At 70.9% G+C, this 13330-nt stretch carries 12 protein-coding genes and 1 pseudogene; 8 read left to right on the forward strand and 5 right to left on the reverse strand.

The features are described 5' to 3' along the window. Positions 1-294: 294 nt before the first annotated feature. Positions 295-852 (reverse strand): NUDIX hydrolase, encoded by a 558-nt coding sequence (locus ABTV91_RS12230; protein ID WP_433851688.1) that lies wholly within the window; start codon positions 850-852, stop codon positions 295-297. A 184-nt stretch (positions 853-1036) separates the two neighbouring features. Here ABTV91_RS12230 and ABTV91_RS12235 point away from each other — a divergent pair, with 184 nt between their 5' ends. From ABTV91_RS12235 to ABTV91_RS12260, 6 genes are all read left to right on the forward strand, one after another. Continuing rightward, complete coding sequence (locus tag ABTV91_RS12235) at positions 1037-2515, forward strand: amino acid permease (RefSeq protein ID WP_433851689.1); 1479 nt, start codon at positions 1037-1039, stop codon at positions 2513-2515. A 61-nt stretch (positions 2516-2576) separates the two neighbouring features. Then, positions 2577-4016: an amino acid permease gene (locus ABTV91_RS12240; protein ID WP_433851690.1), complete on the forward strand. Its 1440-nt coding sequence runs from the start codon at positions 2577-2579 to the stop codon at positions 4014-4016. Positions 4017-4033: 17 nt separating this feature from the next. After that, positions 4034-4681: a methylthioribulose 1-phosphate dehydratase gene (locus ABTV91_RS12245; RefSeq protein ID WP_433851691.1), complete on the forward strand. Its 648-nt coding sequence runs from the start codon at positions 4034-4036 to the stop codon at positions 4679-4681. A 188-nt stretch (positions 4682-4869) separates the two neighbouring features. Continuing rightward, positions 4870-5424 (forward strand): 1,2-dihydroxy-3-keto-5-methylthiopentene dioxygenase, encoded by a 555-nt coding sequence (locus ABTV91_RS12250; protein WP_433851692.1) that lies wholly within the window; start codon positions 4870-4872, stop codon positions 5422-5424. Positions 5425-5724: 300 nt separating this feature from the next. After that, entirely contained in the window at positions 5725-6423 is a 699-nt protein-coding gene (gene mtnC, locus ABTV91_RS12255; RefSeq protein ID WP_433851693.1) for an acireductone synthase, read from the forward strand. 214 nt (positions 6424-6637) lie between these two features. Further along, complete coding sequence (locus ABTV91_RS12260; RefSeq protein WP_433851694.1) at positions 6638-7135, forward strand: MgtC/SapB family protein; 498 nt, start codon at positions 6638-6640, stop codon at positions 7133-7135. 12 nt (positions 7136-7147) lie between these two features. Here the strand turns inward: ABTV91_RS12260 and ABTV91_RS12265 are convergent, their stop codons facing one another. Together ABTV91_RS12265 and ABTV91_RS12270 are read right to left on the reverse strand one after the other, a co-directional pair. Beyond that, the gene (locus tag ABTV91_RS12265; RefSeq protein WP_433851695.1) at positions 7148-8314 is read right to left on the reverse strand and encodes a metallophosphoesterase; all 1167 of its coding nucleotides are present in this window, start codon (positions 8312-8314) and stop codon (positions 7148-7150) included. Between the two features lie 256 nt (positions 8315-8570). Beyond that, the gene (locus ABTV91_RS12270) at positions 8571-10391 is read right to left on the reverse strand and encodes a DUF885 domain-containing protein (protein WP_433851696.1); all 1821 of its coding nucleotides are present in this window, start codon (positions 10389-10391) and stop codon (positions 8571-8573) included. Between the two features lie 278 nt (positions 10392-10669). Between ABTV91_RS12270 and ABTV91_RS12275 the strand changes: the two are divergent. Next, a pseudogene (locus ABTV91_RS12275) lies at positions 10670-11254 on the forward strand (amino acid permease); the annotation flags it as partial. Between the two features lie 85 nt (positions 11255-11339). Beyond that, positions 11340-11879, forward strand: a complete 540-nt coding sequence (locus ABTV91_RS12280) for an amino acid permease (protein ID WP_433851697.1) — start codon at positions 11340-11342, stop codon at positions 11877-11879. Positions 11880-11924: 45 nt separating this feature from the next. Here the strand turns inward: ABTV91_RS12280 and ABTV91_RS12285 are convergent, their stop codons facing one another. Beyond that, positions 11925-12548 (reverse strand): cytochrome b, encoded by a 624-nt coding sequence (locus ABTV91_RS12285; RefSeq protein WP_433851698.1) that lies wholly within the window; start codon positions 12546-12548, stop codon positions 11925-11927. Then, complete coding sequence (locus ABTV91_RS12290; RefSeq protein WP_433851699.1) at positions 12536-13222, reverse strand: hypothetical protein; 687 nt, start codon at positions 13220-13222, stop codon at positions 12536-12538. The genes ABTV91_RS12285 and ABTV91_RS12290 overlap by 13 nt, the downstream gene beginning before the upstream one ends. Positions 13223-13330 lie beyond the last annotated feature (108 nt).

Consider the following 13330-nt stretch of genomic DNA (forward strand, 5'->3'; position numbering starts at 1 on the left):
CGCCCGCAGGGCAGCCCTTGTAGGAGCGGCTTCAGCCGCGAGGGCTTTCCTGGCATCCCCGCGAAGAGCATCGCGGCTGAAGCCGCTCCTACGGCAGGGCGACGCGGTGCCTCAGCGCACGTCAGCAACGCCCTATGCCGCAGGGATTCAATCCGCCGCGCAACCGTCCCGACCGAACGACGCCCGCAGGGCAGCCCCTGTAGGAGCGGCTTCAGCCGCGAGGGCTTTTCGAACATCGCCGCGAAGAGCATCGCGGCTGAAGCCGCTCCTACGGCAACGGGTTGGTGCCGGGCCTCAGCGCGTGGCGGCCTGCCAGCGCAGCGCCATGCGCCGCAGGGACGCGTCCGCCTGCGGGTCGGCGGCGATGGCGGCGATCTCGCGCCAGGCCAGGTCCAGCGATTCCTCGCCGACGATGAAACCTTCGTCCGTCCCGGCGCGCACCACGTAGCGCGCGTCGTAGTGCCAGTGGCCCGGCACCTGTCCGCGTTCGGGAATCCAGTGCCGGTCCAGGTCGAACAGCGCCGGCGATTCCAGCCGCAGGCCCGGCAGGCCCGATTCCTCCTCCGCCTCGCGCAGGGCCACGGCCGCCAGGTCGCGGTCGCCGTCGGCGTGGCCTCCCAGCTGCAGCCAGCGGTCCAGCTTGCGGTGGTGGGTCAGCAGCACGCGGCGGCCGTCGGCGCTGACCAGCCAGGCGCTGCCGGTGAAGTGGCCGGCCAGGCGCGAGCGCTGGAACGGATCGTCGCCGCCCTCCTCGAGCAGGCGCAGGAAGCCGTCCGCCACCGCCGCGTGTTCCGGCACCCGCCGTGCGTAGTCCTGCAGCGCGTCGCGCAGGTTCCCGTCCCGTTCGTGCATGACTGCAGGCACATCCCATCGATCCGATCCGGCGCCCATTATCGCCGTCCATGCTGCACCTGCGCTTGTCGGTTTCCCCGGCCTTTGGCAAGGTAGGCCGTTGCCGGCGGTTCAGCTTGCTTCGTCCCATGCGCGTCCCCCGCGGGATGCGTGGAAACACCACCAAGGTCTGGAAAAACAGCGAATGCTTAAAACACTGTTGAGGGTCAAGCCGGTCGAGCCGGCCGCACACGTGGACGCCGGCGAGCCGGTGGAAGGCAGCCTGCAGGGCGAAGCCACGCTCAAGCGCACCCTCACCGCCAGGCACCTGATCCTGCTGGGCATGGGCGCGGTGATCGGCGCCGGCATCTTCGTCATCACCGGGCAGGCGGCGGCCCACCACGCCGGCCCCGCGATCATGCTCTCGTTCGTGCTCGCCGGCCTGGCCTGCGCCTTCGCCGGCCTGTGCTACGCGGAGTTCGCGGCGATGATGCCGGTCTCCGGCAGCGCCTATTCGTACTCCTACGCGACCCTGGGCGAAGGCATGGCCTGGTTCATCGGCTGGTGCCTGGTGCTCGAATACCTGTTCGCCTCCTCGTCGGTGGCGGTGGGCTGGTCGGCCTACCTGCTCAGCTTCCTCACCAGCACCCTGCACCTGCCCTTCCCCGACGCGCTGACCGCCGCGCCGATCGCCTGGGAGAACGGCCAGTTCATCGCCTCCGGCAAGCTGCTCAACCTGCCGGCGGTGCTCATCATCGCGGTGATCTCGGGGCTGCTGTACGTCGGCGTCACCCAGTCCACGTTCGTCAACGCGGTGATCGTCGCGATCAAGGTGGCGGTGATCTGCCTGTTCGTCGGGTTCGGCGCGATGTACGTCAATCCGGAGAACTGGACGCCCTTCATCCCGGACAACACCAGCGGCGTGTTCGGCGAGTTCGGCTGGAGCGGCGTGTTCCGCGCGGCCTCCATCGTGTTCTTCGCCTACATCGGCTTCGATGCGGTTTCCACCGCCGCCGGCGAGACCAAGGACCCGCAGAAGAACATGCCGATCGGCCTGCTCGGTTCGCTGGCGGTATGCACCATCATCTACATCGTGGTCTGCGCAGTGATGACCGGGCTCATGCACTACAGCAAGCTGGGCACCGACAAGCCCGTGGCCACGGCGCTGGAAGCCTACGCCAACCTGGCATGGCTGAAGACCTGGGTGGAGATCGGTGCCATCGCCGGCCTGTCCTCGGTGGTGCTGGTGATGATGATGGGCCAGACCCGCATCGCCTACACCATTTCCCGCGACGGCCTGCTGCCGCAGGTGTTCGGCAAGGTGCATGCGAAGTACCGCACGCCGCACCTGAGCACGGTGATCGTCGGCGCGGTCGCCGCCGCGCTGGCCGGACTGGTGCCGCTGAACGTGCTGGGCGAACTGGTGGCGATGGGCACCCTGCTGGCCTTCGCCACGGTCTGCATCGGCGTGCTGATCCTGCGCCGCACCCGCCCCGAGATGCCGCGCGCCTTCCGCGTGCCGGCGGTGTGGCTCGTCGCGCCGCTGGGCGCGCTGATCTGCCTGGGCCTGTTCGCGATGGCCTTCGCCGCCCACTGGCTGGTGTTCGTGCTGTGGAACGTGCTGGGCGTGGCCATCTACCTGGGCTACGGCATGCGCCACAGCAAGCTGAACCGGAACGCCTGATCCTTTCCGGCCGGCCCCTGGCGCCGGCCGTTCCTGCACGCACGACGAGCGAAGACGCACCATGTTCAAGCAACTGTGGGCCACCAAACATCCGCACGCCGCCCATGAGGAGGCCAACGGCCTGAGCCTGCGCCGCACCCTGGGGCCGTGGGGCCTGACCGCGCTGGGCATCGGCGCGGTGATCGGCGGCGGCATCTTCGTCATCACCGGCCAGGCCGCGGCCAACCACGCCGGCCCGGCGATCATGCTGTCCTTCGTCCTGGCCGCGATCTGCTGCGCGTTCTGCGCCATGGCCTATGCCGAGTTCGCGGCGATGGTGCCGGTTTCCGGCAGCGCCTATACCTACACCTACGCCACCTTCGGCGAACTGTCGGCCTGGTTCATCGGCTGGATGCTGGTGCTGGAGTACGGCGTGTCCGCCTCGGCGGTGGCGGTGAGCTGGACCGGCTATTTCCTGAGCCTGCTCAGCCATTTCGACATCCACCTGCCGGCCGCGCTGGTCAACGCGCCGCTGGATGCGCAGCTGCGCCCGACCGGCGCCATCGCCAACCTGCCGGCCGCCGGCCTGGTGCTGCTGCTGACCTGGCTCTGTTATGTGGGCATCCGCAAGTCCTCGGCGATGAACATGGCCATGGTCGTGCTCAAGACCGGGCTGATCCTGCTGGTGATCTTCGCTGGCTGGAAGTACGTGGACCCGGGCAACTGGACGCCGTTCATCCCGGCCAACGAGGGCCCGGGCAAGTACGGCTTCGAAGGCGTGCTGCGCGGCGCGGCGATGGTGTTCTTCGCCTACATCGGCTTCGAGGCGGTGTCGGTGGCGGCGCAGGAATCGCACAAGCCGCAGCGCGACATGCCCATCGGCATGCTGCTGTCGCTGGTGGTGTGCACCGTGCTGTACATCGCCATGGCCGCGGTGATGACCGGCCTGGTGCCGTACCAGCTGCTGGGCACCGCCGAGCCGGTGGTGACCGCGGTGGCCGCGCATCCGCAGCTGGGCTGGCTGCGCATCATCGTCGAGATCGGCGCGCTGATCGGCCTGTCCTCGGTGGTGCTGGTGATGATCATCGGCCAGCCGCGCATCTTCATGATCATGGGCCGCGACGGCCTGCTGCCGCCGGTGTTCACCCGCATCCACCCGAAGTACCGCACGCCGCACATCAACACTGTCATCACCGGCATCGGCATCGCCCTGCTGGCGGCGCTGTTCCCGCTGGACATCCTCGGCGAGCTGACCTCGATGGGCACGCTGATCGCCTTCGCCGCGGTCTGCGCCGGCGTGCTGGTGCTGCGCCGCACCCACCCCGAACTGCCGCGCCCGTTCCGCATGCCCGCGGCCTGGCTGCTGTGCAGCCTCGGCGTGCTCAGCTGCATCGCCCTGCTCACCGCGATGACCCTGCACAACTGGATGCTGATGGGCCTGTGGACCCTGACCGGCTTCGTCATCTACTTCACCTACAGCTACCGCCACAGCAAGCTGCGCGAGCCCAACAGGCAGGGCTGAGACCGTAGAATGGGGGCATGAACGCCCCCACTGCTCCCTATGACGCCCAGCGCCTGAGCGAACTGGCCCAGCTGCTGATCGACAACGTGCGCGAACTGGCCCGCGCCGGCTGGACGCCGGCCACCAGCAGCAACTTCTCGCACCGCCTGGACGAAGGCCACGCGGCGATCACCGTGTCCGGCAAGGACAAGGGGCGGCTGGTCGAGGCCGACATCATGGTCGTGGACTTCGACGGCAGGGCCGTGGGCCGGCCGCTGCGCCCGTCGGCCGAGACCCTGCTGCACACCCAGCTCTACGCGCGCTTCCCGGACGTGAACTGCGTGCTGCATACGCATTCGCCGGTGCAGACCATCGCTTCGCGCCTGTACGGCGGCGACGGCCACGTCCGCCTGGAAGGCTACGAACTGCTCAAGGCGCTGCACGGCAACTCCACCCACGAAACCGCGGTGGACCTGAGGGTGTTCCCCAACACCCAGGACATGGACGTGCTCGCCGCGCAGGTGGAGGCCGAACTCGACAAGGGCCCGATGTGGGGCTACCTGATCGACGGCCACGGCCTGTACGCCTGGGGCCGCGACATGGCCGAGGCGCGCCGCCACCTGGAAGCCTTCGAGTTCCTGCTCCATTGCGAGCTGGAACTGCGCCGGCTGCGCGCGCCGGGCTGAACCGCCGGATCATCCGCAGGAGCGACTTCAGTCGCGACGGGCCTTGCAGGCAACTGCTTCCGTGGTTGCCCGGCTCCTGTGCAGATGCCCGACGGGAATGCCCCATCACGACTGAAGTCGCTCCTGCGGGCGAAATGCCGTGCCCGCGCCTGCTACCCTTTCCGTCCCCCACGCCTCGAGCCGCCGCCATGAGCCGACTGCGCATCTTCAACGACACCGATCCCGCCACCCCGCTGCTGGACAGCCGCGACGGCGAGGTCATCAGCGCCGAGCTGAAGAAGATCGGCGTCACCTTCGAGCGCTGGCAGGCCAGACACCCGGTCGCGCCGGGCGCCAGCCAGGAGGAAGTGTTCGCCGCCTACCGCGAGGACATCGACCGCCTGGTCGCCACGCACGGCTTCAAGAGCGTGGACGTGGCCTCGATCGCGCCGGACAACCCCAACCGCGCCGAGATCCGCCTGAAGTTCCTCGACGAGCACTACCACAAGGAGGACGAAGTGCGTTTCTTCGTCGCCGGCTCGGGCCTGTTCACCCTGCACGTGGATGGGAAGGTCTACGAGGTGGAATGCGTCAAGGACGACCTGATCTCGGTGCCGGACGGCACCACCCACTGGTTCGACATGGGCGCCGAGCCGAGCTTCGTGGCGATCCGCTTCTTCACCGAGCCGGACGGCTGGGTCGGCCATTTCACCGGCACCGACATCGCGCGGCAGTTCCCGCGCTACGAACCCGGCGCCGCGTGAGGCTTCAAGCCCTTCTCCCTTCGTGGTGAGAGGGCAGTTCGCGGACCACCGGTTCGCTGCCCCACGAACGCCCTTGCGCAAGGGCCGGGGCGCGAAGCGGGGTCGGGGTAAAGGCATGCACGGCGAACTGCGGTGTTGTTCCAGCTCCACCCGCCTGCCCCCACTCCGCCGCACCCCCTTCCGCCCTTCGGGCACCTGCATCCGGCACATCGCTGTGCCTCACCCTCCGGGCGGCTTCACCCTGCAGCCTGGCAATCCTGCCAAGCTGCCCCCCGCAAGGAAAGGAACTGGACTCCCCGCATGACCACCCGCGCCATCCTCACCGACATCGAAGGCACCACCTCGAGCATCTCCTTCGTAAAGGAAGTGCTGTTCCCCTACGCCCGCGCCGCCCTGCCCGGCTTCGTGCGCGCGCATGGCCAGGAGCCGGAGGTGCGCCGCTGGCTCGACGCCGTCGCCACCGAGATCGCCGCCAGCGCCTGCCAGGACGAGGTCATCGTCGAGGCGCTGCAGGGCTGGATCGACCAGGACCGCAAGCACACCGCGCTCAAGGCGCTGCAGGGCATGATCTGGGACGCCGGCTACCGCAACGGCGACTACACCGCGCATCTGTACCCGGAAGTGGCCGCGGTGTTGCGCGGTTGGCACGCCGCCGGCCTCCCGCTGTACGTGTATTCCTCCGGCTCGGTGGCGGCGCAGAAGCTGTTCTTCGGCTATAGCGACGCCGGCGACCTCGACGGCCTGTTTTCGGGCAACTTCGATACCGAGATCGGCGGCAAGCGCGAGGCCGGCAGCTACACGCGCATCGCCGCGGCCATCGGCATCGCGCCGCACGACATCCTGTTCCTGTCCGACATTGTCGAGGAACTGGACGCCGCGCGCGAGGCGGGCCTGCGCACCGTGCTGCTGGACCGCCGCGACGACTACCCGATGCCGCGCACCGGCGACGCCACGCACGGGCATGCGCGCGTGGAGAACTTCGAGCAGATCGTGCTCTGAACGCGCGGCGCCCAGGCGCCGCATGAAAGCGACGACGGCCCCTGAAGGGGCCGTCGCCGTCTGCGCGCCCTGCTGCCGGCGGTCGCGCCATCGGCCGCCCGCGCCTCGCCGCCTCAGTGCCGATGCGACCCTCACCCGGACCGCATCGGCCCGATGCTAGCGTGCGGCGGGACGACGTCGTCGACCCGCATTCCATCCGCGCCGGAGGCATCCGATGAGCATCACCGCACAGGTCGGCCAGGCGCTGGCCGCCGAGTTCGCCATTCCCGACGTGGGCACGCTGGCGGTGGTCGCCGCGCGCCTGCTCACCGCCATCGTTCTCGGCGGGCTGCTGGGGCTGGAACGCGAGAGCAAGGGCCGCGCGGCGGGGTTGAAAACCCACATCCTGGTGTCGGTGGGCTCGGCGCTGTTCGTGCTGGCGCCGCTGCAGATGGGCATCAGCGGCGCGGACGTCACCCGGGTCATGCAGGGCATCGTCTCGGGCATAGGTTTCCTCGGCGCCGGCGCCATCCTCAAACAGGACCGCAAGGAACGGGTGCAGGGCCTGACCACGGCCGCCGGCATCTGGATGACGGCCGCGATCGGCATGGCCGCCGGCATGGGCATGCAGATGGTGGCGCTGGCCACGACCCTGGCCGCGCTGGCGGTGGTGAGCGCGCTGCCGCGGCTCATGCCCGACAGGAAGCCCGGCAGCATGGCCGGCGACGGCTGAAGCGGGGGCGCCTCAACGGCCGGGCGCGGGCCCGCGCTTCAACACCAGCACGTCGATGCTGGACGGCACGCCCAGGCGCACGGTGAAGCCGTCCCACTGCCCGGCGCCGCTGCTGACGAACAGCGTCATGCCGCCGACACGGTAGTCGCCGCGCACGTAGCCATGGTTGGCCGGCGCCACCACCCAGCGGTCGAAGCCCAGCATGTGGCCGCCATGGGTATGCCCGGACACCTGCAGGTCGAACGCGCCGGTCGCCGCCGCCTCGCGCGCCTGTTTGGGCTGGTGGGCGAGCAGGATGTGCGCATCGCTGCCCCTGGCCGCGGCGATCACCGCCGGCAGGTCCGGGGCCAGCCCGCCGCGCATGTAGGCGCTGGGCCGGAGCGCGGCCAGATCGCCCACGCCGGACACCGCCAGCGTGCGGCCGCGGATGTCGAGCCTGGCGGTCTGGTTCTCCAGCACGCCCAGGCCGAGGCCGCGGAAGTGCGCCATCCAGCGCCGGTAGCCGTGGTAGTACTCGTGGTTGCCCGGCGCCACCCACACGCCGTAAGGCGCGGCCAGTTCCGCCAGCGGCGCGACGAATGCCGCAGTGTCCTCCACTTCGCCGTCCACCATGTCGCCGGGCAGCACGATGAGGTCCGGCCGCGCGGCCATCACCGCATCGACGACGCGCCGCGTGCGCCAGGTGCGCTTGACCGGGCTGGCGTGCAGGTCGGCGAGCACCGCCATGCGCAGGCCGTCCAGTTCCTGCGGCAGGCCCGGCACGAGCAGTTCGCGCTCGTGTACCCCCGGCGGCTTGAGGCCGTTCCAGATGCCGAGCGTGGCGAGCAGCAAGATCGCCGCGGCCGCAGCCTGGTTCGTGCGCGCGCCGTGCCACGGCGTGCGCAGGGCCGAGCCGCGCGGCGCCAGGCGCGACAGCAGCCAGCCGGCATCGCGCAGCACCAGGTACGCCAGCAGCATCACGAACATCGCCAGCACCCAGCCGAACGCCAGCTGGACCCAGGCTTCGACCGCGTAGGCAAGCACGTCCATGCGCCACAACGTGGCGAAGCCGAGCCCGGCCAGGGCCAGCGCGAGGGTGATGCCGAGATGCCAGCGGCGCTGCCGCCGGCCGGGGAACGGCACGGGCCACCACAGCCACAGGGCCAGCAGCGGCAGGATCAACGATACGATCAGGGTCATCTGCGAGGGCGGCAACCGGGCGCGCGCGCGCGGGCCGCGGACCGGTTGCCGGAAAGTCGTTCAAGGGGATGGCGGGTACTGTGACACAGCCCCGCCACGCTGCGATGGCGCCGGCCGCACCAGTGCGTTCTTCCCGCGGAGCGTCGCGCGGACGCCGCCGCGAACGTGGGCGACGGGCTTCGGCGCCGCACGGACCGCGCCGGGGATGGACGGGGCGACGCGGCCGCGCCGGCGCCCCGTCCGCCGGTGCCCTGGCTCAGCCGCCCTGCGCGGCGATCCAGCCGTCCACCTTTTCTTCCAGCACGTCCAGCGGCACCGAGCCGTCCTTCAGCACTTCGGCGTGGAACTGGCGGATGTCGAACCTGTCGCCCAGCTTGTCCTGCGCGCGCCGGCGCAGTTCCTGGATCTTCAGCTCGCCGGTCTTGTAGGCCAGCGCCTGGCCCGGCCAGGCGATGTAGCGTTCGGCCTCGGCGACCGCGTCGGGCTCGCTCACCGAGGAGTTGGCGAACATGTAGTCCAGCACCTGCTGGCGGGTCCAGCCCTTGGAGTGCAGGCCGGTGTCCACCACCAGGCGCACCGCGCGCCACAGCTCGCCCTGCAGGCGGCCGAAGTAGCTGTACGGGTCGGTGTAGACCCCCAGGTCCTTGCCCAGGCTCTCGGCGTACAGGCCCCAGCCTTCGATGAAGGCGGTTTCGCCGCCGAAGCGGCGGAACGCCGGCACGCCCTTCAGCTCCTGCTGCAGCGCCAGCTGGAAGTGGTGGCCCGGGATCGCCTCGTGCAGGAACAGGTCTTCCGCGTCCCAGGTCTTGCGGGTCGGCAGGTCGTAGGTGTTGACGTAGAAGATGCCCGGACGGCTGCCGTCCTCGCTCGGCTGCATGTACTCGCCGCCGGCGGCCGACTTGGCGCGGAACGCCTCGATCGGGCGGATCTCGAAACCGGCCTTCGGCGTCAGCGAGAACAGCTTGGGCACGTTGGCGTTGATCTTCGCTTCCAGCCCGCGGTAGTGCTCCAGCAGCGCCGGCTCGGAGGTGAACTCGAACTGCCTGTCGTTCTGCATGAACTTGAAGAAGTCCTGCAGCGAGCCCTTGAAGCCCACCTGTTCCATCACCGTGCGCATCTCACCGTGGATGCGTTCCACTTCCTTCAGGCCGATCTGGTGGATCTGCTCCGGCGTCTGCGCGGTGGTGGTGCTTTCCCTGGCGTTGAAGGCGTACCACGCCTTGCCGTCGGGCAGCGCGTCCAGGCCGACCGTGTCGCGGGTGGCCGGCAGGTATTCGTTGGCGATGAAGTCGCGCTGCTTGCGGATCGCCGGCAGCAGCTGGTCGGCGATCAGCGTGCGGTAGGCGGCGGTCAGGCGGTCCTTGTCGGCCTGCGGGAAGTCCGCCGGCATCGCCTTGATCGGCCCCCAGAACTGGCTGTCCTCGGCGCCCTTGGCCGCCAGGATCTCGTCGAACTGCGGCACCACCTTTTCCATCAGCACGCGCGGCTGCACCACCCCGGCCTTCATGCCTTCGCGCATGTTGGCGATCTCGGTGTCCAGCAGCACCGGGATGCGGCCGGCGCGGGCCAGCCAGTTGTCATAGTCCTTGACGGTCTTGAACGGCTGCGCGACCTGGCCCGAGCCCAGCATCACCGCGTAGCTCACGGTCGATCCCATCTGGTTGACCGGCATCATCCAGCCCGGGAACTTCTCCCCTTCCAGCGACTGCTTCTGCTCCTCGACGAAGATGCGGTAGCTGAGCAGGTCCTGCCCGGCCAGGCCGGCATCGCCGATCTTCTCCGCCTTGGCCAGCCATTCGCTGGTGAAGTCGTGGCTCTGCTTGCGGAACTGCGCCGAGCCGAAGTCCGGCAGCTGGTCGTTGTAGCGGTTGTCGCCCTGGAAGGTGGCCTGCAGCGGGTTGAGCTTGAGCACGCCTTCCCAGTAATCGGCGTAGAGCTGGTTGAGCCGGGCGGCCTTGTCGGCCTGCGGCGCCTGGCTGGCGGCGTCGCCGCCGGCCGGCTGTGAGGACGGGGAACAGGCGGACAGCGCGGTGGCCAGGGACAGCGAAACGGACAGGGCCAGGGGGCGGAGCTTCATCGGGCAATCCATTGGGTACAGGAAGCGGCCAGCGTCCATGCAGCGCCCCGGCCGGGGAAAGGGCCAAAGGTCATTGCCGCGGCGGCCGTCGCGGCGGTGCCAGCAAACCGTCATAATCCGCGCCCGATCCCGCGCCCGCCCACGCAGGCGTTCCTCCTCCCTCTTCCGCCCGGTCCGGCGCCACCGCGCCCGCGGCCGCGCCTTCCTCCGCGCATCCGATGACTACCTCGCACCGCCCGCTGGGCTTCTGGTCCGCCACCGCCCTGGTCGTGGGCAGCATGATCGGCTCGGGCACCTTCCTGCTGCCGGCCACGCTGGCGCCCTACGGCGCCGCCACCCTGGTCGGCTGGGCCATCACCCTGTGCGGCGCGCTGCTGCTGGCGGTCACCTTCGCCCGGCTGGCGCGGCGCTGGCCGCAGACCGGCGGCCCCTACGTGTTCGCGCGCAACGCCTTCGGCGAACTGCCCGGCTTCGTGGTGGCGTGGAGCTACTGGATCTCGATGTGGTGCGCCATCGCCGCGATCGCGGTCGCCTTCGCCGGCAGCGTCGGCGCCATCTTCCCCGCGCTGACCGCCACGCCGGTGCGCGCGGCCAGCTGCGGCCTGGTCGCGCTGTGGCTGTGTGCCGGCGTCAACCTGGCCGGGCTGCGCGAGGCCGGCCGCCTGCAGCTGCTGACCACCGTGCTGAAGGTGGTGCCGCTGCTGCTGTTCGGGCTGGTGGCGCTGTGGTTCGTCGACACCGGCCGCTACGTGCCGTTCAACCCCAGCGGGGAATCGCTGGGCAGCGTGGCCGGCGCCACCGTGGCGCTGACGCTGTGGGCGATGATCGGCCTGGAAGCGGCCACCGTGCCGGCCGGATCGGTGGACGACGCGCCGCGCACCGTGGCCCGCGCCACCGTGGCCGGCACCGCCCTGGCCGGCGTCGCCCCCCGTACTGGCCTGCACCACCGTGCTCGGCCTGCTGCCGGCCGACGTGCTGGCCCGTTCCAGCGCGCCGATGGCCGACGCCGCCGCCGCGTTGTGGGGCCCGGCGGCCGGCGTGCTGCTGGCGGTGGTGATGGCGGTGTCCTGCGTGGGCGCGCTCAACGGCTGGACCCTGCTGTCGGCGCAGCTGCCGATGGCCGCGGCCCGCGACGGCGTGCTGCCGCGCGCCTTCGCCCGCGAGAACCGCCGCGGCGCGCCGGCCTTCGGCGTCATCGTCAGCTGCCTGCTGGCCACGGTGCTGGTGATCAGCAATTACAACCGCTCGCTGGTGGACCTGTTCAAGTTCTCGGTGCTGCTGTCCACCGCCGCCACCCTGCTGCCCTACCTCGCCGGCGCCGCCGCCTGGCTGTGGCGCGGCACCGGCGGACGCTCGCGGCTGGCCGCGGCCGGCGCGCTGGCCTTCAGCCTGTACGCGCTGGGCGGCATCGGCGCCGAGGCGCTGCTGTGGGGCGCCGGCCTGGTCGTGGCCGGCCTGCCGATCTATTTCTGGCTGCGGTGGGGTTGAGCCCGCACCGGCAGGCGGCGGGCGCCCCTCCGCCGGATGCCGGTTTCACTCCCCCACCTGCGGCGCCGCGCCGGCGCGTCGGGCCGGCCCGCCGTCGGCGGCCTCGCCGGGCAGCGCGCCGAACCCCATGCGCCGGGAGATGAAGCCATCCCCCTGACGGAGCTGGCGCGACACCGCGGCTGCCACATGCAGACAGACCAGGGCCGACAGCGCCCAGGCGCCATACACATGCACGTACCAGGCGATGGCGCGCCCGGTTTCGTCGGCCGGCGGGACGAACAGGGCCGGCACCTGCACACCGGCGAACAGGGTCCGGTCCGCGCCCATCCACACCCAGATGACATGGCCGCTGACCGGCAGCACCAGCGCCAGCCCGTACAGCAGGCCGTGGACGCAGGCGCGGAGCCGCGCGCCCCAACGCGTCCCGCCGACGTGGCCGGGTGCCGGCAGCCACAGGCGCACGGCAAGACGCAGCAGCGTCAGGCACAGGATCAGCACGCCCAGCCGGAAATGGAGCGGGAACAGCGCTTCGGACAGCGCCGGCGTGGCCGCATGCTCGGCCGCGAAGCCGAGCGCGACCTGCAGCGCCAGCAGCGCTGCGAGCAGCCAGTGCAGCAGGCGCAGGGCCAGCGGATGACGCTGCGCGCGGCGGCCGTTCACGGCGCGCACCCCGGGTATCCGGGAATGTTCCGGCCCAGCACGATGTCGCGCGTCGCTTCCCAGCCGTCGGCGGCCCGCGTCGGCGCGACGATGCCCGGGCCGCCGCGTCCCTGCGCCGCCTTGCGCGCGACCGCGGCGGTCAGGTGCGGGTCGTCGCGGAACAGCACGTCGTCGATGTAGTACAGCGCGCAGCCGCGCTCGATCACGTACAGGTGGATGTGCTGGGGCATGCGTGTTCCCGGGTAGCTGCCGGGGCGCACGGTGAGGAACGCGTAGCGCCCGTCGGCATCGGTGGCCGCCCACGCGCGCAGCCGTCCATGCTGGCCGATGCCGGGGGCGTCGTCCGTTTTCTCGCCCGGGTAGATGCCCTGCTGGTTGGTCTGGTGCGCGTAGACGACCACGCCCTGCCGCGGCCGCCCCTGCAAGTCGGTGACCCGCCCGTGCAGGCGCAGGGGCTGCCCGGGCTCGTCGGCGGGCGCCAGCCGGACCGTGGCCGCCGGCGCGGCGGGCAGGCCGATCAACGGCACCTCGCAGTCCTCGCAGGGCAGGCCGACCACCGGCGTGGCGCCGGCGCCGACGCCGCTGCAGGCGGCCAGCAGGAGCAACAGGGCAAGCACGCGGGCGGCGCGCACGGCAGGGCGCGCGGCGGGGTGCGGGATCGATGGCGATGCGGATCGGTGCATGCGGGTGCTCCAGGCGGGGTTCGCCGATGAAGAGCGCCGCCGGCGCCGCGGCGTTAACCGCGCCGCCGTGTTAACACTGCCCGCCGACGCCCCCTCTTTTCCCGTGTC

Source organism: Stenotrophomonas nitritireducens, from assembly GCF_050984405.1.
Taxonomy (GTDB): domain Bacteria; phylum Pseudomonadota; class Gammaproteobacteria; order Xanthomonadales; family Xanthomonadaceae; genus Stenotrophomonas; species Stenotrophomonas nitritireducens_B.